Here is a 20,206-nt window from a genome sequence, read left to right as displayed (position 1 = left end):
GCCGTCCTGCGGACCCGGTCCCGTGGCCGTGTCGGTGGAGGAGTGCAGACTGTGCCCCATGACCGTGGAGCCCGCCCCCACCGATGCCCGGGAGCGTCACCAGGAGCTGCGCGAGCAGCTCGAGGACGCCCGCTGGCGCTACTACGTCCTGGACGACCCGACCCTCTCCGACGCCGACTTCGACGCCCGGATGCGCGAGCTCGAGGCCCTCGAGGAGGCCCATCCCGAGCTGCGCACGCCGGACTCGCCCACCCAGACGGTCGGCGGGGCGGTGTCGACCGAGTTCACCGCCGTCGACCACCTCCAGCGCATGGAGAGCCTCGACAACGCGTTCTCCTTCGAGGAGCTCGACGCGTGGTACTCCCGGCTGCGCCGCGACGGGCTGGAGGCTCCCGACCTGCTGTGCGAGCTCAAGGTCGACGGGTTGGCGATCAACCTGCTCTACGAGCAGGGCCGCCTGGTGCGGGCCCTCACCCGCGGCGACGGTCGCACGGGCGAGGACGTGACCCCCAACGTCAAGACCATCGACTCCGTCCCGCACCGCCTCACCGGGACCGACGAGCTGCCGGTCCCGGCGCTGCTGGAGGTCCGCGGCGAGGTGTTCCTGCCCGCCGAGGCCTTCGAGCGCCTCAACGCCTCGATGGCCGACGCCGGCAAGCCGTTGTTCGCCAACCCGCGCAACGCCGCCGCCGGCTCGCTGCGTCAGAAGGACCCGCGCGTCACCGCGACCCGGTCACTGGGCATGGTCTGCCACGGCCTCGGTGCCCGGGAGGGCTTCGAGCCCGTCGCGCAGTCGGCGTCGTACGCCGCCATGCGGTCCTGGGGCCTGCCGACCTCCGACCAGGTCCGCGTGGTGCCGACCATCGACGACGTGCGCGCCTACATCGACCACGTGGGGGAGCACCGGCACACCATCGTGGGCTACGAGATCGACGGCGTCGTGGTCAAGGTCGACGACGTCCAGCTCCAGCGCCGCCTGGGCTCGACGAGCCGGGCCCCGCGCTGGGCCATCGCCTTCAAGTACCCGCCGGAGGAGGTCAACGCCAGGCTGCTCTCCATCGAGGTCAACGTCGGCCGCACCGGCCGCGTCACGCCGTACGGCGTCATGGAGCCCACCCGGGTGGCCGGTTCGACGGTGGAGAACGCGACCCTGCACAACGCCCACGAGGTCAAGCGCAAGGACGTCCGTCCGGGGGACACCGTCATCCTGCGCAAGGCCGGCGACGTGATCCCGGAGATCGTCGGCCCGGTGCTCGCCCTGCGCCCGAAGGGCCTGCGCCCCTGGCGGATGCCGACCCGGTGCCCGGCCTGCCGCACCCCCCTCGCCCAGCAGAAGGAGGGCGACAAGGACCTGCGCTGCCCCAACCACGAGAAGTGCCCCGCGCAGGTGCGCGAGCGCGTGTTCCACGTCGCCGGGCGCGGTGCCTTCGACATCGAGGGCCTCGGCTACGAGGCGGCGGCCGCGCTGCTCGACGCCGGCGCGATCAGCAACGAGGGCGACCTCTTCGGCCTCGACGAGGCCGCGCTGCTGACCGCCCCCCTGTTCACCCGCGCGCCCAAGAAGGGCGAGGACGGGCCCCAGCTCAGCGCCAACGGTGCCCGCCTGCTGGCCAACCTGCACGAGCGCAAGCAGCGGGTGCCGCTCTGGCGGGTGCTGGTCGCCCTGTCGATCCGACACGTCGGACCGACGGCCGCGCGGGCACTGGCCACCCGCTTCGGCTCCATGGACGCGGTCCGGGACGCCGACGAGGAGACGCTTGCCAACACCGACGGGGTCGGGCCGACGATCGCGGCCTCCGTGCGTGAGTGGTTCCACGGGACCAGCGCCGGTGACGCCGAGACCGACGAGATCGGCGACAACGCCGGCTGGCACCGGGCCATCGTCGACGCGTGGGCCGCGGCCGGCGTGAGGATGGCCGACGAGCGCGACGAGTCGGTGGGACGGACCCTCGAGGGGCTCACGATCGTGGTGACCGGCTCGCTGGAGGCCTACACGCGCGACTCGGTCAAGGAGGCGATCATCGTCCGCGGCGGCAAGGCGTCGGGCTCGGTGTCGAAGAAGACCGACTACGTGGTGGTCGGCGACAACGCCGGCTCCAAGGCCGACAAGGCCGAGCAGCTCGGCGTCCCGATCCTCGACGAGGCGGGCTTCGAGCACCTGCTCGTCCACGGTCCCGAGCGCACCGGCGATGACGAGACGGCCGGCGAGGACACGGTGGACGGGGAGGCCGGCGGCCCGACCGGGTGAGCAGCAGACGTTTACGACCGTGACCGGGCGGTAGTAAGCAGGGGTACACCACTTTCTCTGGGGGTCCCACATGCGTCTCGTCCCGACTGCCGCACTCACGCTCGGCCTGCTGGTCCCGGGCCTCGTCGTCACCACGACGGCCGCCGATGCCGCCGCCGCATCCTGCGGCGGGCTGAAGGCGACGATCGTCGGCAACGCCAAGGCCAACACCATCAACGGCACCGAGCGACGGGACGTGATCGCCGCCGGCGACGGCAACGACACGATCCGCGGCCTCGGCGGCAACGACGTCATCTGCGGCGGGGACGGCGCCGACCGCATCTCCGGGGGCGCCGACGACGACGCGATCGACGGCGGCACCGACCGCTACTACACCGACGCGTTCGGGCTGCTGCACAAGGAGGGTGACGTCATCGATCCGGGTGCCGGCAACGACTCCGTCGACCCGGGCTACGACGCCCGGCGCACCTCACCCGGCGTCGACTTCGTCCCGGACACGGTGACGTACGCCGACGCCCCGGCGGCCGCGGTCGTCGACCTGCGCACCAGCCCCGCGACGGTCGGGGCGCACGGCGCCGACACCATCGTGGTCGCCGCCGGGTCGGCGCTGCGCTTCGTCGGCACGGCCTTCAACGACGTGATCCGCGGGACCTACCAGGACGACGTGATCGTGGGGCTGGCCGGCGACGACCAGATCTACGGCCAGGACGGCGACGACCGCCTCCTGCCCGACGGAGCCGACAGCGCCGGCTCCGACATCGTGGACGGTGGCGGCGGTCGGGACACCATCGAGAGCGTGGCCGGCTACGACACGCTGGTCGGCGGCATCGACGCCGACGCCATCAGCTCCACCTCGGTCAACCGGCTCTCGGTCAACGGCGGCAGTGGCGGCGACACCGTCACCGTCCAGGTGCCGGGGGAGACGGGCTTCAAGGTGCTCGGCGGCCCGGGCCAGGACAAGCTGCGGATGCAGGCCTACCCCAACCCCGCGGCCGAGCCCACCATGCGGATGGACCAGCGCAAGGGCGTCACCAAGATCACCAAGCTGGCGCCGGTCGCGCTCACGGGCAAGTTCCAGAGCTTCACCGAGGTGGTGCTGCCCGGCAACACCAAGTCGTTCTACAAGGGGCTCGACAAGGGCGAGATCATCGACGCCAACCCCGAGCACCGTGCGGTCATCAAGGGCCGTGGCGGCGCCGATGTCATCACCGGCTCCAACCGTGCCGACCTGCTCGTCGGCGGCAAGGGCTTCGACATCGCCTTCGCCAAGGGCGGCAACGACACGTGCCTGCTGATCGAGCGCCGCGGCTCCTGCTGAGTCGCCGCCGCCGGCCCGATCGTGTCAGGACTCGTTGACCATGCCGCCCAGCCGCAGGGTGCCGTCCTCGGTGCTCGGACCGGACGGCAGCGGGGTCGTGGAGCAGCTGCTCCGCTCCGGGTCGCAGAGGGTCACCGAGTCGCCGGCCACGCTGAAGACCAGGCCGTCGGGCGTCCAGCCGTAGCCGCCCACCGGCGAGGGGGGCAGGGGCATCTCCTCGCCGGTGTCGACGGAGTGGAGCACGGCGCCGCCCAACCGGCCGATCTGGCCCTCGCCGTCGACCGGCATGAAGGGCAGGACGAGCACGTGCTCGCCGTCGGGCGACAGCGACGCCCACCGGTCACCCACGTCGGGCAGGTCCAGCAGGGTCTCCCCGGACAGGGCGTCGCGCACCTGCACGCTCGACTGCATCCGCGAGCCGTCCGCCGAGGAGTGGTAGTCGATCTGGAGGTAGCGGTCGGCCTCGATCGCCGGATAGGTGGACGAGGGCAGGGGCGTGGTCGTCGCCTCGCCGGAGCGCCAGTCCACCCGCACCGTCGCGTCGTCGAGCCCGACGTACACGTGGTCGCCGACCAGCGCCACGGGCGGGGCGTCCCAGCCGCCCCACGTGAACGCCCCGCCGACCGGGACCGTGGCGGCGGGCTCGCCGGAGCGCAGGTCGAGCACCACCACCTCCCAGTCGCCGGACGCGGGACGGGCGTAGGCGAGGTAGGGCTGGCCCGGGTCCGTGGACGGCGAGACGTCACCCATGTGCAGGTCGAGCCCGGTCACGCTGCCGTCGGTGCCGACCAGGGAGTAGCCGTCGCGGCTCGAGCCGTCCATGGCGTAGTCCTTGCCGTGCCGGACCAGCACGCCGGCCGAGGTGTAGTAGAGGCCCCGTACGGCGGGATCGCCGATCTCCACCCGGTGGTCGGTGTCTCCGAGGTAGACGGTGGAGCCGACCGCGAAGGCGCCGCCCCGGGAGTAGGCGAGCGCGGCCGCCGCGGCCTGCGCGCTCGTGAAGCTCGCGCCGGACCGCTCGTGGACGGCGACGGCGGCGTCGTCGGGCACGGACCCGTCGTCGGGCGACGACCCGGACCGCAGCCCGGGCACCACCACCAGGGCGCCCACGAGGAGCGCGGCGGCGGCCGTGCCGAGGACCGGGAGGACACGTCGGCGGCGACGCTGGGCCCGGCCGGCGCCGAGGATCTCCTCCAGGGGCGGTGGGGGGACGTCGAGGAGGTCGGCCTCGGCGCGCATCAGGTCGGCAAGTCGTTCAGTCACGGTGGGCTCCCAGGGTCGCGGGGATCACGGCGTCGCCCAGCAGCACGCGCAGCTTGGCGAAGGCCTCGAAGGTCTGGCTCTTGACCGTCCCGGTCGAGCAGCCGAGCGCGTCGGCGGTCTCGGCGACCGAGAGGTCCTCGTAGTAGCGCAGGACGACGACCGCGCGCTGACGGGGCGGCAGCTGGCCCAGCGCGTCGACGACCGCCGGCCGGGTGCTGGGGTCCCTCGTGTACGACGCGTCCGGCAGGTCGTCGGTCGGCAGCTCGTTGCGCCAGCCCTTCGTGCGGAACCAGGACGAGGCCGTGTTGACCAGGGTGCGCCTCGCGTAGGCGGGCGCCGCCGCCCGGTCCTCGATGCGCGACCACGCGGCGTACGTCTTGGCCAGTGCGGTCTGCGCGAGGTCCTCGGCCAGCTGGCGGTCGCCGACGAGCAGGAACGCGGTGCGGTAGAGCCCCGGCCAGCTGGCCTGCACGAACTCGGTGAAGTCCCCGTCGTGCGTCCTGCCAGATGGTGATCGAGCCATCGGTCCTCCTGGGATGGGTTGTCACCCCAAGAGACGCCGCGTGCGCCGCGCGGGTTGGGCGGACCTAGGATTCTGCCCATGCCCGAGATTTCCCGCGAGGAGGTGGCCCACCTGGCCACCCTCGCCCGCATCGACCTCGACGACGCCGAGCTCGACCACCTCGCCCCCCAGCTGAGCGTGATCCTCGAGTCCGTCGCGTCCATCAACGGCGTGGCCGGCGACGACGTCCCCCCGACGTCGCACGCCCTGCCGCTGACCAACGTCTTCCGCGAGGACGTGGTGGTGCCTGGCCTGACGGCCGAGCAGGCGCTGTCGGGCGCCCCCGCCAGCGAGCAGCAGCGCTTCAGCGTGCCGAGGATCCTGGGGGACGAGCAGTGAGCATCGACATCCAGCAGACCGCCGCCGCGATGGCCGAGGCCCTCACCGCGGGCGAGACCACCAGCGTCGAGCTCACCCAGCTCCACCTCGACCGCATCGCCGCCGTCGACACCGACGTGCACGCGTTCCTCCACGTCGACGCGGAGGGCGCGCTCGCCCAGGCCGCCGAGTCCGACGCGCGCCGCGCGCGCGGCGCGCTGCTGAGCCCGCTCGACGGCGTACCCATCGCCGTCAAGGACGTGCTCACCACCACCGGCCTGCCCACCACCTGCGGCTCGAAGATCCTCGAGGGCTGGGTCCCGCCGTACGACGCCACCGTCGTCGCGCGGCTCAAGGCCGCCGGCCTGCCGATCCTGGGCAAGACCAACATGGACGAGTTCGCCATGGGCTCCTCCACCGAGCACTCGGCCTACGGCCCGACCCGCAACCCGTGGGACCTCGACCGGATCCCCGGCGGCTCCGGCGGTGGCTCGGCGGCCGCGGTCGCGGCCTTCGAGGCCCCCCTGGCCATCGGCACCGACACCGGCGGCTCCATCCGCCAGCCCGGCGCCGTCACCGGCACCGTCGGCGTCAAGCCGACCTACGGCGGCGTGTCCCGCTACGGCCTGGTGGCGCTGGCCAACAGCCTCGACCAGGCCGGTCCGGTCACCCGCACCGTGCTGGACGCGGCGATGCTGCACGACGTCATCGGTGGCCACGACCCGCGTGACTCGACCTCCATCGACCACGCGTGGCCCTCGTTCACCGAGGCGGCCCGCCAGGGCGCGTCCGGCGACATGAGCGGCGTCAAGGTCGGCGTGATCAGCGAGCTGGCCGGTGACGGCTGGCAGCCGGGCGTGATGACCCGGTTCCAGGAGTCGGCCGACCTGCTGGTGCAGGCGGGTGCCGAGGTCGTCGAGGTGTCCTGCCCGTCCTTCGTGCACGCGATGGCCGCCTACTACCTCATCCTGCCGGCCGAGGCGTCCAGCAACCTCGCCAAGTTCGACGCGATGCGCTACGGCCTGCGGGTGCTGCCCGAGGGGATCGACAACCCGAGCGCCGAGGAGGTCATGCGGGCCTCGCGCGACGCCGGCTTCGGCGACGAGGTCAAGCGCCGCATCATCCTGGGCACCTACGCCCTGTCCAGCGGCTACTACGACGCCTACTACGGCCAGGCCCAGAAGGTCCGCACGCTCATCAGCCGCGACTTCGAGGCTGCCTTCGAGAAGGTCGACGTCCTGGTGTCGCCGACCGCGCCGACGACGGCGTTCAAGCTGGGCGAAAAGCTCGACGACCCGATCGCGATGTACCTCAACGACCTCGCGACCATCCCGGCCAACCTCTCCGGCGTGCCGGGCATCTCGGTGCCCAGCGGCCTCGCCGAGGAGGACGGGCTGCCCACCGGCTTCCAGGTCCTGGCGCCCGCGCTGGCCGACGACCGGGTCTACCGCGTCGGCGCCGCGCTCGAGGCCCTCCTTGCCGCGCAGTGGGGCGGCAGCCTGCTGGACCGCGCCCCGGCCCTGCCCGGCGCCTCCACCGTCACCGAAGGATCGAACGCATGACCGACACGCTGATGCCGTACGACGACGTGCTGGCCGCCTTCGACCCCGCGCTGGGCCTCGAGGTCCACGTCGAGCTCAACACCGCGTCCAAGATGTTCTGCGGCTGCCCGGCCGTCTTCGGCGGCGAGCCCAACTCGGGCACCTGCCCGACCTGCCTGGGCCTGCCCGGCGCGATGCCGGTCGTCAACGGCAAGGCCGTGGAGTCGGCGATCCGGATCGGGCTCGCGCTCAACTGCGACATCGCCGAGTGGTGCCGCTTCGCCCGGAAGAACTACTTCTACCCGGACATGCCGAAGAACTTCCAGACCTCGCAGTACGACGAGCCCATCGCCTTCGACGGCTGGATGGACGTCGAGGTGGACGGTGAGACCTTCCGCGTGGAGATCGAGCGCGCGCACATGGAGGAGGACACCGGCAAGTCGCTGCACGTGGGCGGCAGCACCGGCCGCATCCACGGTGCCGACTACTCGCTGGTCGACTACAACCGTGCCGGCATCCCGCTCATCGAGATCGTCACCCGCCCGATCATGGGCGCGGGGGAGCGGGCCCCGGACGTGGCGCGGGCGTACGTCGCGCAGCTCCGCGAGCTGATCGTCGCCCTCGGCGTCTCCGAGGCGCGGATGGACCAGGGCAACCTGCGCGCCGACGTCAACCTGTCCCTGGCGCCGAAGGGCACCGGCACCCTCGGGACCCGCACGGAGACCAAGAACGTCAACTCGTTCCGCTCGGTCGAGCGGGCCGTGCGCTACGAGATGCAGCGGCACGCCGCGATCCTCTCCGGCGGCGGCTCGATCCTGCAGGAGACGCGCCACTGGCACGAGGACACCGGCGTGACCACCAGCGGCCGCGTGAAGTCCGACGCCGACGACTACCGCTACTTCCCCGAGCCCGACCTGGTGCCGGTGGCGCCGAGCCGGGAGTGGGTCGAGGAGCTGCGCGGCACGCTGCCGGAGAACCCGACGCAGAAGCGGGCCCGGCTGCAGGGCGAGTGGGGCTTCTCGGACCTGGAGATGCGCGACACCGTCGGCGCGGGGGCGTTCGGCCTGGTCGAGGAGACCATCGCCGCCGGTGCCGCCCCGCAGGTCGCGCGCAAGTGGTGGCTCTCCGAGCTGGCCCGTCGCGCCAACGACACCGGCACCGACATCGCCTCGCTCGGCGTCACCCCGGCCGACGTCGTCGCCGTCCAGCGGCTCATCGACGCGGGGAGCATCAACGACAAGCTGGCCCGCCAGGTGTTCGAGGGCCTGTACGCCGGCGAGGGCACGCCCGAGCAGATCGTCGAGGCGCGTGGGCTGGCCATCGTCTCCGACGACGGTGCGCTCGGCGCGGCGGTCGACAAGGCGATCGCGGACAACCCGGACGTCGCCGACAAGATCCGCGACGGCAAGGTCGCGGCCGCCGGTGCGCTCATCGGCTCGGTGATGAAGGAGATGCGCGGGCAGGCCGACGCCGGGCGTGTGCGCGAGCTCATCCTGGAGAAGCTCACCTGAGGGATCCCGCGGGGGCGCCGTGGCTGTAGGGTGCGCCGAGGAAACCATCATCCGTCTGCGACGGGGAAGCCGGTCCAACTCCGGCGCTGACCCGCAACCGTAGGCGTCCCGGCCCCAGGGCCGTGGCGCGAGCCGGACCGCCCGTCGCGGGCATACCTGACAACCACGCTGCGAGGAAACAGCGGGTGTCGTCCCCCGAGGGCGCCTCCCGCTTCAACAGCGGGAAGGACAGCATGTCTCACGCACTGCGCCTCCACACCCGAGGCTCCCACACCTGGCGTCGCGCCGCCGGGCTGGTGGCCGCCTCCACCCTGGCGCTCAGCGTCGTCGCCCCCTCGGCCACGGCCGCGCCGCCCGCCACGAGCGGCAGGACCGACGACGGGGCCATCACCCTCGCCGGCACCTGGCTCAAGGGCGAGCTCACCGACGGGCTCGTCGACGCCGGCGGCTTCACCGACTACGGCCTCACGCTCGACACCGGCTTCGCCCTCGACCAGGCCGGCGACAAGGCGGGCGTGGCGACGATCAACCGGGCCTTCCAGCCGGTCATCGGCGACTACATCTCCGGCGACGCCTTCGGCGACGCGGGCAGCACCTACGCCGGCGCGGTCGCCAAGGCCGCGACCTTCGCCCGGGTCGCCGGCGCCAACCCGACGTCGTACGGCGGGGTCAACCTCGTCACCCGCCTCGAGCAGCGCGTGAGCGCGACCGCCCCGATCGTGGGCCGCCTCGAGGACACCTCGACCTACGGCGACTACGCCAACACCCTGGGCCAGTCGTACGCCGCCCGGGCCCTCACCGAGGCCAAGTCGCAGCGCGCCGCCGACGCGGTCGCCTTCCTGCTCGCCCAGCAGTGCACGTCCGGCTTCTTCCGCCAGGACTTCACCAAGGACAAGGCCGCCGCCGCCCAGGGCTGCACGGAGGGCCAGGCCGGCTCCGAGCCCAGCGTCGACGCCACTGCGCTCGCCGTCGTCAACCTCGTCCAGGGGGGCGCCAAGGGCCCAGGGGTCAACGAGGCCGTCGACAACGCCACCGACTGGCTGGTGAGCCAGCAGAAGAAGAACGGCTCGTTCGCCGGCAACACCAACAGCACCGGGCTCGCCGGCTGGGCCCTCGGCCTCGTCAAGGCCCGCTCCGCCGCCGGCAAGGCCGCCACCTGGGTCCGCAGCCAGCAGCCGGTCGACAAGTTCCGCTGCCGCAGTGCGCTGACCAAGGACACTGGGGCGATCGCGTACGAGGCCAAGGCCGTCAAGGCGGCCCGCAACAGCGGCCTCACCGACGGCGACGTGCGTGGCCAGTGGCGTCGCGCCACCGCTCAGGCGATGGCCGTGCTGCAGTGGGCGCCGGCGGCGACCGCCGACCTCGGCGTGACCCTGACCCGCTCCTCCGCCGAGTCCGGCGACAAGGTCCGCGTGAAGGTCGTGGGCCTGGCCCCCGGCGAGCGTGCCTGCGTCTCCATCAAGGGCGACACCAAGCGGATCGTCGGCAAGGCCTCCACCCGGCCGGTCACCCGCAAGCTCACGATGCCGACCGGCAACAAGACGCGCACCGTGAAGGTCAAGACGGCCGACGAGTCCGCCAAGACCCGCATCTCGGTCCGCAACTGAAGGTCCCTCCCGTGACGAGAGCACCTCTCGCACGCCTCGTCGCCGCGGCCACCCTGGTGGCCGCGGCGGCGGGCGTGCTCGCCCCGGCGGCGCCGGCCTCGGCCGCGCCCTGCACGTCGGGCTCCGGCGTCACCGTGGTCGTCGACCCCGGTGCGCTCGGGGGTGCCCTCACCGCGGTGTGCGACAGCGGCTCCGGGCAGGCGGCATCGGCTCGGTACGCCGACTCCGGAGTCACGATCACCTACGTGCAGCGCCAGCCCGGCTTCGTGTGCCGGGTCGACGGCGTCCCGGCCAGCGACCCGTGCGTCAACACGCCGCCGGCCGACGCCTACTGGGGCCTGTGGTGGACCGACGGGGAGAGCGGCACCTGGACCTACTCCTCCCTCGGTGTCACCGGCCTCCAGGTGCCCGAGGGCGGAGCGGTCGCCCTGGCCTGGCAGCAGGGCAGCACGCGTCGTACGCCCGGTGTCGCCGCCCCCGTCAACGCGGCGCCCGAGCCCTCCCCGAGCCCGACGAAGACCCCCACCAAGACTCCCACCACGTCGCCGACGACCTCGCCGAAGCCGGCGCCCACCCCGGCGCCGACCGCCACGCCCACGCCCTCCAAGACACCGTCGTCGCCCGCCGCCCCGTCCTCGTCGGCCACGCCGAGCGCCGCGCCGAGTGCCTCGCCCAGCGCTTCGTCCGGCGGCTCGCCGAGTGCCTCGCCGTCGCGGTCCCCGCGTCGCGGCCCGGGCACCGGGAAGCCGAGCTCCTCGCCGTCCGAGCGCCCCGGCAGCGCCCCGTCCGGCACCGCGAACCCCGAGACTGCTCCCGACGACAGCACCTCGTCGGAAACCACCGCGGAGCCGGCGCAGGACGCCGCCCGCGTCCCGACCTGGGTGACGCTGCTCGTGCTGGTGGCGCTCGTGGCGGCGCTCGCCGTGATGACGCTCGCCGCCCGACGCCGCCGCGGCGACCGGCCGTGAGCGCGCGGCTGGCCCGCGACCTCCACCCCGTCGCCTGGTGGGTGTGGGCGATCGGCCTCGCCGCGGCGGCGACCCTCACCACCAACCCGCTCCTGCTCCTGCTGCTCGTCGCCGTGGCCGCCGTGGTCGTGCAGGCCCGGCGCTCCGACCAGCCGTGGGCGCGGTCCTTCCGGCTCTACCTGTGGCTCGGCCTGGCCATCGTCCTCATCCGGGTGGTCTTCCGGATCCTCTTCGGCGGCGTGGACGGCGGGCACGTCCTGCTCGACCTCCCGAGCGTGCCGCTGCCCGACTGGGTCGCCGGCGTCCGACTCCTCGGTCCGCTCACCCTCGAGGGCCTGCTCGCCGGCCTGTACGACGGCATGCGGCTGGCCACCATCGTCATCTGCATCGGCGCGGCCAACTCGCTGGCCAACCCCAAGCGGCTGCTCAAGTCCGTGCCGCCCGCGCTCTACGAGGTCGGCACGGCGCTGGTCGTGGCCGTCACGGTGTTCCCCCAGCTGGCCGACAGCGCCCGCCGGGTCCGGGCGGCGCAGGCGCTGCGCGGGGGAGTGGACGGCCGGGTCGGTCGGCTGCGGCGCTTCCTCGTCCCCGTGCTGGAGGACGCCCTCGAACGGTCCCTGGCCCTGGCCGCCGGCATGGACACCCGCGGCTACGGTCGCGCCGGCGACGCGACCCGTGCCGAGCGCCGCCTCAACGGTGCGCTCCTGCTCGGTGCCCTGTGCGGCATCGGTGTGGGGACCTACGCCGTGCTCGACACCACCGCCCCCCGCTGGCTGGCCACGCCGATGCTGCTCGCCGGCGTCGCGGTGGCGGCCGTGGGCCTGGTCAGCTCGGGGCGGCGGGTCCGGCGCTCCCGCTACCGACCCGACCCCTGGCGGATCGAGGAGTCGCTCGTCGCGCTCTCCGGCACCGCGGTCGGGGTCATCGTCTGGTGGATCGCGGGCCACGACCTCGCGGTGGCCCACCCCGGCGTCGAGTCGGTGCCCTACCTCGACGTGGCCGCGCTGGGCGCAGTCCTGGTCGGACTCGTGCCGGCCGTCGCGGCACCCCCGCCGCGCCTCGCCGTCGCCCCGGCCCTGGCGGTGGGTGCGTGATCGAGCTGCGCAACATCCACGTCACGTACGACGACGCGGCCGCGCCCGTCCTCGACGGCATCGACCTGACCCTCGACGAGGGCGAGCTGGTGCTCGTCTCCGGCCGCACCGGGGTCGGCAAGTCGACCCTGCTCGGCGTGCTCACCGGGCTCGTGCCCCGCTTCAGCGGGGGCACCCTCACCGGCGACGTGCTGCTCGACGGCACGAGCATCATCGACACCCCGCCCCGCGAGCGCGCCCACGTCATCGGCTACGTCGGCCAGGACCCGGCAGCCGGGTTCGTCACCGACACCGTCGAGGAGGAGCTCGCCTACGGCATGGAGCAGCTCGGGGTCGCCCCGGACACCATGCGACGTCGCGTCGAGGAGACCCTGGACCTGCTCGGCATCGCCGACCTCCGGGCCCGTGACCTGCGCACGCTGTCCGGCGGCGAGCAGCAGCGGGTCGCCATCGGCGCCGTCCTCACCACCCACCCGCGCCTGCTCGTGCTCGACGAGCCCACCTCGGCGCTCGACCCGACTGCGGCCGAGGACGTGCTCGCCACCCTGACCCGGCTGGTGCACGACCTCGGGCTCACCGTCGTGCTGGCCGAGCACCGTCTCGAACGCGTCGTGCCCTTCGCCGACCGGATCGCCCTGCTCACCGGGGACGGCGGACTCGTGGTGGACGAGCCCGCGACCGTCCTGGCCACCTCCCCGGTCGTGCCGCCCATCGTCGAGCTGGGCCGGGCGGCCGGCTGGTCGCCGCTGCCGCTCAGCGTCCGCGAGGCCCGACGCCACGCGCGCCACCTGCGCGTGCTGCCGGCACCGGAGGAGCACCCGGCCACGGGCGGCGAGATCCTGCTGACCGCCCAGGGCCTCGTCGTCACCCACGGCCGGCACGTGGCCGTCCGCGACGTCGACGTGGAGCTGCGGGCCGGTCATGTCACCGCACTGATGGGGCGCAACGGCTCCGGCAAGTCGACGCTGATCTGGACGCTCCAGGGGGCCCACGAGCGCCGCTCGGGCTCCGTCGCGGTCGACGGCGCGGACCCGGCCCGGCTGGCCGCCGACCGGCGGCGTGCCCACGTGGGGCTCGTGCCGCAGACCGCGGCGGACCTGCTCTACCTCGAGACCGTGGGCGAGGAGTGCGCGGCCGCCGACCGGGGCAGCGACGCGGGACCCGGCACCTGCCGCGCCCTGCTCGACCGGCTCGCGCCGGGCATCGACCCCCGGCACCACCCCCGCGACCTCTCGGAGGGGCAGCGCCTGGCCCTGGTGCTCGCCATCGTGCTGTCCACCAGCCCACGCGTGCTGCTCCTCGACGAGCCGACCCGCGGGCTCGACTACGCCGCCAAGCGCCAGCTCGCCGCGATCGTCCGCGACCTGGCCGACGACGGGCACGCTGTCCTCGTCGCCACCCACGACGTGGAGTTCGTCGCCTCGGTCGCCGACGACGTCGTCGTGCTCGCCGAGGGCGAGGTGGTCTCCGCCGGCCGCACCCGGGAGGTCGTGGCCGCGTCGCCGTCGTACGCCCCCCAGGTCACCAAGATCCTCGGCGCCCCGTGGCTGCGCGTCGACGAGGTCGTGGCAGCGATGGAGGCGGCCCGATGAGCATCGACGCGTCCCGTCCGACCCGCACCGCCGAGCGGCCGTCGCCGGACCCGTCACGCTCCGCCGCGGTCCCGATCCGGTTGCGGTCGGCGCTGGTGCTGACCGCCGCCTCGGTGGCCGGGATGATGATGCTCTGCTGGCCGCTGCTGCTGCGCGTGCCGGAGAGCGCCCGCGTGGACCCGCCGTTCCTCTTCCTGGTCCTGCTGCCGCTGGTGATCGTGGTCGTCCTGGCCGAGTTCGGGGAGGGCGGGATGGACGCGCGGGTGCTGGCGATCCTCGGGGTCCTCAGCGCCGTCAACGCGGTGCTACGGGGGCTCGGTGCGGGCACGGCCGGCATCGAGCTGGTCTTCTTCCTGCTGATCCTGGCCGGGCGGGTATTCGGCCCCGGCTTCGGCTTCGTGCTCGGCTGCACGTCGCTGTTCGCCAGCGCGCTGATGACCGCCGGCGTGGGGCCCTGGCTGCCGTTCCAGATGCTGCTCTCGGCGTGGATCGGGATGGGCGCCGGGCTGCTGCCGCGGCGGCTGAGCGGTCGCGCGGAGATCGCCGTGCTGGTCGCCTACGGCGTCGTCGCGTCGTACGCCTTCGGCATCTTGATGAACCTCTCCAGCTGGCCCTTCACCCTCGGCATCGCGGTGCCGGGCCACGAGGGGTCGCTGTCGTACGTCGCCGGCGCGCCGCTGGTGGAGAACCTGCACCGCTTCGGCGTCTACACGCTGCTGACCTCGACCGGCAGCTGGGACACCGGCCGGGCGATCACGACCTCGATCGCGCTGGTGGTGCTCGGGCCGGCGATCCTCACCACGCTGCGCCGCGCGTCGCGGCGCTCGGTGGTCACCCGGACGGCGTGACCCGCAGGATCCGGTCGTCCTCGTCGGCCGGCGTGCCGCGCCCGTCCCGGTTGGACGTCGTCACCCACAGGTCGCCCCCGGGCGTGGCGACGACCGTGCGGAGCCGGCCGTACTCGCCCTCGAGGTAGGGCACGGGCTCGCCGAGGCGGTTCCCGAGCACGGGCACCCGCCACAGCCGCTCGCCCCGGAGGGCACCGACCCACAGCTGCCCGTCGGCGTAGGCCATCCCCGACGGGGACGCCGCAGAGGTCGGCCACGTGACCAGTGGGTCGACGAAGTCGTCCCCGCCCCCGGGCCCCTCGACCAGCGGCCAGCCGTAGTTGGCGCCCGGCTCGATGAGGTTGATCTCGTCGTACGTCGACTCGCCGAACTCCGAGGCCCACAACCGGCCCTCGTCGTCGAACGCGAGGCCCTGCACGTTGCGGTGGCCCAGCGACCAGACGGGGGAGCCGGGGTCGGGGTTGCCGGGCGCCGGCTCCCCGTCGGTGGTGATGCGCAGGATCTTGCCGGCCAGCGAGTCCGGGTCCTGGGCGAGGTCGCGGTCGCCGGTCTCGCCGGTGGAGACGTAGAGGAAGCCGTCGGGACCGAAGACGAGACGGCCCCCGTCGTGGATGAAGCCCTTCGGGATGCCGTCGAGGACCACCTCCGCGGGCCCGAGCCGCCCCTCGTCGAGCTCGGCGCGCAGCACCCGGTTGTCGTCGGCGGTAGTGGCGTACAGGTAGACGTCGCGGCCGTCGCTGGCCGGGTCGACCGCGATCCCGAGCAGGCCACCCTCACCCTCGGGCTCGGCCTCGCTCACCTCGCCCACCTGGCTGACCTCGCCCGAGTCGTCGACCGAGAGCACCCGCCGGCTGTCCCGCTCGGTCACCAGCGCGGTCCCGTCGTCGAAGACCTCGATGCCCCACGGCACCTCCAGCCCGGACGCCACCGTCCCGGTGACGCGCGGTGCCTCGCCCCGCGCGGACCCCGACCCGGACCCGGACGGCGTGCTGGCCGGTCCGTCGGGTGTGGCGTCCGTGGGCTGGGTGACGCTGGGGATCCGCGGCTCGGCGCCGTCGTCGGCACAGCCCGACAGGACGGAGACGCCGAGCAGCGCGGACGCCGCGGCCAGCCGGGCCCGCATCAGGAGGCCCGGGCCAGCAGCTCGAGGAGCAGCCCGTGGACCGTCTCCGGGTGCTCCATGGGGACGAAGTGGCTCGCCCGCAGCTCGACGTAGGTCGCGGAGGCCATCCGGGCCGCGGCCCGGCGCATGTCGCGGGCGCCGGCCAGGACGTCGTACGACGCGGCCACGAAGGTGGTGGGGACGTGCACGCCGCTCAGGGAGACGCGGGCGTGCTCGCTGGTGCGCAGTGCCAGGTGGAAGTACCACTCGACCGGGGTGGCCAGGAACTCCTCCACCGCCCGGGCAGCCAGCACGGGGTGGCGGACCGGCCGCATGAAGCCTGAGTGGGAGAGCGCACCGATGGTCAGCGGTGTCACGGGCACCCGGGCGACCACCGGGGAGAGCAGGCGCCCGGTGCGCTTGAGGACGTGCGAGAGACCCACGGCGGCGCCGCGGGCGGCCCACCGGGGCAGGTGCAGCGGAGCGAGCATGGTGGCGAACGTGTCGCCCGGAACGCCGGCGACCGCCAGGATCCCGCTCACCCGCTCGGGGTGGGAGACCGCGAGCTCGAAGGCCGTGTTGACCCCCATCGACCAGCCGACCAGGACGGCGCGCTCGATGCCGAAGTGGTCCATCACCGACAGGCCGTCCTCGACGAACTCGTCGATGCCCACCCGGTCGGGATCGTCGGGTCGGGCGGAGCCGCCGACGCCGCGGTGGTTCCACGACACGACCCGCACCCCGCACCCCGGCTCGAAGAACGCGGGCCAAACCCAGGGCGCCGTGCCCAGGCCGTTGCACAGCACCACGGTCGGTCCCTCGATGGTGCCGTCGGGGTCGTTGGTCCAGGCCCGGATCCGGGTGCCGTCGTCGGACAGCACGTCGACGTAGCCGATCCGCGGCGGGGTGGTGACGTCGGTCGCGCCGGGGGTCGAGCCCGGCGTCAGGGTGGGGGACATGGTCCCGATTGTGCCTTCCGGGTGATGACGCGGGACCGAAGGGCCCCGGGCCGGTCATCCCGCCTTCATGCCCGCGTCGCCGGCCCGTCGACGGAGCCTGCGCACCCTTCGGGGCATGGAGACCTCTCGGCGAATCCTGCTCAAGACCGGCCTCGTGACGGGCGGTGCGGCGCTGGCCGCCACGCCCGTCCTCCTCGACCAGCGGCCCACCGCCGCTGCGCCCCCGACCCGCACCGACCCCTTCACCCTCGGCGTCGCGAGCGGCGACCCGCTGCCCGACGGCTTCGTGATCTGGACGAGGCTGGCGCCCGAACCGCTGGCCGACGACGGCGCCGGCGGCATGCCGTCGCGGCACCAGCAGGTCGCCTGGCAGGTCGCGACCGACGAGCGCTTCACCGACGTCGTCCGGGCCGGCTCGGTCCGCACCGGCCCCGAGCTCGGGCACGCGGTGCACGTCGAGGTCGGTGGCCTGCTGCCCGGTCGCGAGTACCACTACCGCTTCCGCGCCGGCTCGCACCTCTCCCCGGCCGGACGCTCGGTGACCGCGCCCGACCCCCTCTCGATGCCCGCCTCGCTGTCGATGGCGTTCGCCTCCTGCTCGCAGTTCGAGCACGGCTGGTTCACCGCCTACGGCCGGCTCGCCGAGGAGCGGCCCGACCTGGTCCTGCACCTCGGCGACTACCAGTACGAGTACAAGGCGGACAGCTACACGATCCCCGGCGGCAACATCCGGGACCACCAGGGCCCCGAGACGGTCGACCTGGCGGGCTACCGACAGCGCCTGGCGCAGTACAAGACCGACCCCGACCTGCAGGCCGCGCACGCTGCCGCCCCGTGGCTGGTGGTCTTCGACGACCACGAGGTCGACAACAACTGGGCTGACGAGATCGCCGAGAACGCCGCTTCGCAGCTCGGCTTCCTGGACCGCCGCGCCGCCGCCTTCCGTGCCTACTACGAGAACATGCCGCTGCGGCGTACCTCGATCCCCGCCGGACCGGACCTCCAGCTCTACCGCTCGGTCCAGTGGGGCCGGCTGGCGAGCTTCCACATGCTCGACACCCGCCAGTACCGCGACGACCAGGCCTGCGGCGACGGGTACGACGACTGCCCGCCCGCCGCGGCGCCGGAGCGGTCGCTGCCCGGCAGCACCCAGGAGGCGTGGCTGGCGGAGCGGTTCGCCGCGTCCACCCAGACGTGGGACGTGCTGGGCCAGCAGGTGTTCTTCGGGCGGCGCGACAGCACCGCGACCCCGGACGACACGGTGTCGATGGACGCCTGGGACGGCTACCCGGCCTCGCGGGACCGCGTGGTCCGGTCGTGGGTCGACGCCGGGGTGCGCAACCCGATCGTGCTCACCGGGGACGTGCACGCGCACTGGGCCTCCGACGTCCTGGGGGACTGGACCGACGGCTCGTCACCGGTGCTGGGATCGGAGTTCGTCTGCTCCTCGATCACCAGCGGCGGCGACGGCTACGACAAGGCCGACGGCACCCACCCGTGGGCCGCCCAGAACCCCAACCTGAGGTTCTGGACCAACCTGCGCGGCTACGTCAGCACGACCATCACCCCCACCTCGTTCACCGCCGACTACCGGTGCGTGCCGCGCGTGTCGGTGCCGGGCGAGCAGGCGTTCACCCGCGCGACGTTCGTGGTCGACGACGGGGTGCGCGGGATGCGCCAGGTGGCCGACAACCCGCTGCCCACCGCACGCCTCGACCGGTCGTTGCGCGCGCCTCGCAGCGACGCCGCGATCATCGCCGACACGATCGAGGCGGAGACGGGGCACTGACCCGACGCTCGCGGTGAGCCTCAGTCCGGGGCCGGCTCGGTGTGCACGGGCCGGCTCCGGGTGGCGCCCACGCTGGCGGCGATCACGCAGGCGATCGCGACCCCCTGCAGCGGGGTGAGCAGCTCGTCGAGCACGACGATCGCGGCCAGCGCGGCCGCGGCGGGCTCGAGGCTCATCAGGATGGAGAAGACCGAGGGCGGCAGCGTCCGCAGGGCCACCATCTCGCAGCTGTAGGGGATCACCGAGGACAGCAGCCCGATCATCGCGCCGACGAGCAGCACGTGCCCGTCCAGCAGGGTCTCGCCGCCGGTCACGATCGCGGGGACGGTCAGCAGTGCGGTGGCCAGCAGGCTGGCGACCGCCAGCCCGTCGAGGCCCGGCCACCGGGCGCCGGTGCGGGCACTGAGGAGGATGTACGCCGCCCACGCCGCCCCGGCGAGCAGGGCGAAGGCCATACCCGCCACCGTCAGGTCCGCGGGCTCGAAGCCCAGCAGCAGCACGCCGAGGGCCGCGAGGCCGACCCAGACGAGGTCGCGGGCGCGTCGCGAGCCCAGGACGGCCAGGGTGAGCGGCCCGATGAACTCGATGGTCACCGCGATGCCCAGCGGGATGCGGGCGAAGGACTGGTAGATGGCCCAGTTCATCAGCCCGAGGCTGAGGCCGAAGCCGACGACGACCGCCCAGTCGGACCGGGTCCGGCCCCGCAGGCGCGGACGGGCCAGCGCGGCCAGGACGAGCGCGCTGGTGGCCAGCCGCAGCCAGACGATCGCGGTGGGGGAGATGGTGTCGAAGAGGTCCTTGGCGAAGGCCGCTCCGACCTGGACCGAGACGATGCCGACGAGCACCAGCCAGACGGCTCGCCTCACGCGTCCCCCTCCTCCTGCAGCTCCTCCTCGTGCAAGCGCTCGATGAGGCTGGTGACGATACGGCGCTCGTTGTCGAAGTAGTCGAGCCCCCAGTCCGCCACCAGGCCGGGGTGGCGGAACCTCTGGCCCGGGGCGTCGGCGCCGCGCAGTCCCTCGCGCACCTGCACCAGCGCCTCCCGCTCCGCGTCGAGGGCGGCGACGTGGGCCTCGAGCATCGCGATGGTCGTCGGCGTGTCCACGACGTGCCCGAGCAGCAGGCGCAGGGCGACTGGGTGCTTCAGCACGGAGAAGCCCGGGTCGGTGCCCCGCATCCAGGACTCGAGCGCGCGTCGGCCCTTGGCGCTGAGGCGGTAGGTGGTGCTGCGCTCGCCCCCACCCCGGGTGAGCACCAGGCCGCGCTCGGTGAGCCGGGCCAGCTCGCTGTAGACCTGGCTCATCGCGGGGGACACCCAGTAGAACCGCAGGGTCGCGTCGGCGCGCTGCTTGAGCTCGTAGCCGGTCAGCTCGTCCCCGAAGGTCAGGAGGCCGAGCAGGGCGTACGACGTGACAGGAAGGTCTTGACCCATGGTGGGAAGAGACTACTGTCTGTTCCTATTAGGAATACGGGGACGGGAGTCGTG

The 20,206-nt window shown here is 73.6% G+C and carries 17 protein-coding genes; 11 read left to right on the top strand and 6 right to left on the bottom strand.

What is annotated here, in order from left to right:
- Positions 1-58 precede the first annotated feature (58 nt).
- On the top strand, positions 59-2,248 hold the full coding sequence (gene ligA, locus ASG94_RS03415) for an NAD-dependent DNA ligase LigA (protein ID WP_056925000.1): 2,190 nt from the start codon (positions 59-61) through the stop codon (positions 2,246-2,248).
- A 70-nt stretch (positions 2,249-2,318) separates the two neighbouring features.
- Positions 2,319-3,566 (top strand): calcium-binding protein, encoded by a 1,248-nt coding sequence (locus ASG94_RS03410; RefSeq protein WP_056924999.1) that lies wholly within the window; start codon positions 2,319-2,321, stop codon positions 3,564-3,566.
- A 24-nt stretch (positions 3,567-3,590) separates the two neighbouring features.
- Here the strand turns inward: ASG94_RS03410 and ASG94_RS03405 are convergent, their stop codons facing one another.
- Together ASG94_RS03405 and ASG94_RS03400 are read right to left on the bottom strand one after the other, a co-directional pair.
- Positions 3,591-4,829: a hypothetical protein gene (locus tag ASG94_RS03405; protein ID WP_156411397.1), complete on the bottom strand. Its 1,239-nt coding sequence runs from the start codon at positions 4,827-4,829 to the stop codon at positions 3,591-3,593.
- Positions 4,822-5,352 carry a SigE family RNA polymerase sigma factor gene (locus ASG94_RS03400; protein WP_056924997.1) on the bottom strand — a complete coding sequence of 177 codons (531 nt, stop codon included), beginning with the start codon at positions 5,350-5,352 and terminating at the stop codon, positions 4,822-4,824. The genes ASG94_RS03405 and ASG94_RS03400 overlap by 8 nt, the downstream gene beginning before the upstream one ends.
- A gap of 78 nt (positions 5,353-5,430) precedes the next feature.
- Between ASG94_RS03400 and gatC the strand changes: the two genes are divergently transcribed.
- The 8 genes from gatC (at position 5,431) to ASG94_RS03360 (ending at position 14,870) form a co-directional block, all read left to right on the top strand.
- Positions 5,431-5,730: an Asp-tRNA(Asn)/Glu-tRNA(Gln) amidotransferase subunit GatC gene (gatC, locus tag ASG94_RS03395; protein WP_056924996.1), complete on the top strand. Its 300-nt coding sequence runs from the start codon at positions 5,431-5,433 to the stop codon at positions 5,728-5,730.
- 29 nt (positions 5,731-5,759) lie between these two features.
- Positions 5,760-7,271: an Asp-tRNA(Asn)/Glu-tRNA(Gln) amidotransferase subunit GatA gene (gene gatA / locus ASG94_RS03390; RefSeq protein WP_442938478.1), complete on the top strand. Its 1,512-nt coding sequence runs from the start codon at positions 5,760-5,762 to the stop codon at positions 7,269-7,271.
- The gene (gene gatB, locus ASG94_RS03385; protein ID WP_056924994.1) at positions 7,268-8,761 is read left to right on the top strand and encodes an Asp-tRNA(Asn)/Glu-tRNA(Gln) amidotransferase subunit GatB; all 1,494 of its coding nucleotides are present in this window, start codon (positions 7,268-7,270) and stop codon (positions 8,759-8,761) included. The genes gatA and gatB overlap by 4 nt, the downstream gene beginning before the upstream one ends.
- Positions 8,762-8,946: 185 nt before the next feature.
- Complete coding sequence (locus ASG94_RS03380; RefSeq protein ID WP_056924993.1) at positions 8,947-10,368, top strand: terpene cyclase/mutase family protein; 1,422 nt, start codon at positions 8,947-8,949, stop codon at positions 10,366-10,368.
- An 11-nt stretch (positions 10,369-10,379) separates the two neighbouring features.
- Positions 10,380-11,336 (top strand): hypothetical protein, encoded by a 957-nt coding sequence (locus ASG94_RS03375; RefSeq protein WP_056924992.1) that lies wholly within the window; start codon positions 10,380-10,382, stop codon positions 11,334-11,336.
- Positions 11,333-12,430, top strand: coding sequence for an energy-coupling factor transporter transmembrane component T (locus ASG94_RS03370; protein WP_056924991.1), 1,098 nt, complete (start codon positions 11,333-11,335; stop codon positions 12,428-12,430). The genes ASG94_RS03375 and ASG94_RS03370 overlap by 4 nt, the downstream gene beginning before the upstream one ends.
- On the top strand, positions 12,427-14,022 hold the full coding sequence (locus ASG94_RS03365) for an ABC transporter ATP-binding protein (protein WP_056924990.1): 1,596 nt from the start codon (positions 12,427-12,429) through the stop codon (positions 14,020-14,022). Before ASG94_RS03370 ends, ASG94_RS03365 begins: the two co-directional genes overlap by 4 nt.
- Positions 14,019-14,870, top strand: a complete 852-nt coding sequence (locus tag ASG94_RS03360) for an ECF transporter S component (protein ID WP_056924989.1) — start codon at positions 14,019-14,021, stop codon at positions 14,868-14,870. Before ASG94_RS03365 ends, ASG94_RS03360 begins: the two co-directional genes overlap by 4 nt.
- On the opposite strand, the gene ASG94_RS03355 is transcribed toward ASG94_RS03360, so the two are convergent.
- Together ASG94_RS03355 and ASG94_RS03350 are read right to left on the bottom strand one after the other, a co-directional pair.
- Positions 14,854-15,993 (bottom strand): PQQ-dependent sugar dehydrogenase, encoded by a 1,140-nt coding sequence (locus ASG94_RS03355; protein WP_056924988.1) that lies wholly within the window; start codon positions 15,991-15,993, stop codon positions 14,854-14,856. The two genes, ASG94_RS03360 and ASG94_RS03355, sit on opposite strands and share 17 nt — an antisense overlap.
- On the bottom strand, positions 15,993-16,931 hold the full coding sequence (locus tag ASG94_RS03350; RefSeq protein ID WP_056924987.1) for an alpha/beta fold hydrolase: 939 nt from the start codon (positions 16,929-16,931) through the stop codon (positions 15,993-15,995). Before ASG94_RS03350 ends, ASG94_RS03355 begins: the two co-directional genes overlap by 1 nt.
- Before the next feature lie 115 nt (positions 16,932-17,046).
- Here ASG94_RS03350 and ASG94_RS03345 point away from each other — a divergent pair, with 115 nt between their 5' ends.
- On the top strand, positions 17,047-18,720 hold the full coding sequence (locus ASG94_RS03345; protein ID WP_056924986.1) for an alkaline phosphatase D family protein: 1,674 nt from the start codon (positions 17,047-17,049) through the stop codon (positions 18,718-18,720).
- Positions 18,721-18,740: 20 nt separating this feature from the next.
- Here the strand turns inward: ASG94_RS03345 and ASG94_RS03340 are convergent, their stop codons facing one another.
- The gene (locus ASG94_RS03340) at positions 18,741-19,586 is read right to left on the bottom strand and encodes an EamA family transporter (RefSeq protein ID WP_056924985.1); all 846 of its coding nucleotides are present in this window, start codon (positions 19,584-19,586) and stop codon (positions 18,741-18,743) included.
- Entirely contained in the window at positions 19,583-20,152 is a 570-nt protein-coding gene (locus ASG94_RS03335) for a PadR family transcriptional regulator (protein ID WP_056924984.1), read from the bottom strand. Before ASG94_RS03335 ends, ASG94_RS03340 begins: the two co-directional genes overlap by 4 nt.
- Positions 20,153-20,206 lie beyond the last annotated feature (54 nt).

This window comes from Nocardioides sp. Soil805, from assembly GCF_001429625.1.
In the GTDB taxonomy this organism is placed as follows: Bacteria; Actinomycetota; Actinomycetes; order Propionibacteriales; family Nocardioidaceae; genus Nocardioides.
The sequence above is the reverse complement of the archived record's forward strand: the minus strand, read 5'-3'. Positions and strand labels throughout refer to the sequence as shown.

Excerpts from the sequence above, each read along its gene's own strand:
- ligA (WP_056925000.1), top strand. The coding sequence starts at position 59 with ATGACCGTGGAGCCCGCCCCCACCGATGCCCGGGAGCGTCACCAGGAG.
- ASG94_RS03410 (WP_056924999.1), top strand. The coding sequence starts at position 2,319 with ATGCGTCTCGTCCCGACTGCCGCACTCACGCTCGGCCTGCTGGTCCCG.
- ASG94_RS03400 (WP_056924997.1), bottom strand. The coding sequence starts at position 5,352 with ATGGCTCGATCACCATCTGGCAGGACGCACGACGGGGACTTCACCGAG.
- gatC (WP_056924996.1), top strand. The coding sequence starts at position 5,431 with ATGCCCGAGATTTCCCGCGAGGAGGTGGCCCACCTGGCCACCCTCGCC.
- gatA (WP_442938478.1), top strand. The coding sequence starts at position 5,760 with ATGGCCGAGGCCCTCACCGCGGGCGAGACCACCAGCGTCGAGCTCACC.
- gatB (WP_056924994.1), top strand. The coding sequence starts at position 7,268 with ATGACCGACACGCTGATGCCGTACGACGACGTGCTGGCCGCCTTCGAC.
- ASG94_RS03360 (WP_056924989.1), top strand. The coding sequence starts at position 14,019 with ATGAGCATCGACGCGTCCCGTCCGACCCGCACCGCCGAGCGGCCGTCG.
- ASG94_RS03355 (WP_056924988.1), bottom strand. The coding sequence starts at position 15,993 with ATGCGGGCCCGGCTGGCCGCGGCGTCCGCGCTGCTCGGCGTCTCCGTC.
- ASG94_RS03350 (WP_056924987.1), bottom strand. The coding sequence starts at position 16,931 with ATGTCCCCCACCCTGACGCCGGGCTCGACCCCCGGCGCGACCGACGTC.
- ASG94_RS03345 (WP_056924986.1), top strand. The coding sequence starts at position 17,047 with ATGGAGACCTCTCGGCGAATCCTGCTCAAGACCGGCCTCGTGACGGGC.
- ASG94_RS03335 (WP_056924984.1), bottom strand. The coding sequence starts at position 20,152 with ATGGGTCAAGACCTTCCTGTCACGTCGTACGCCCTGCTCGGCCTCCTG.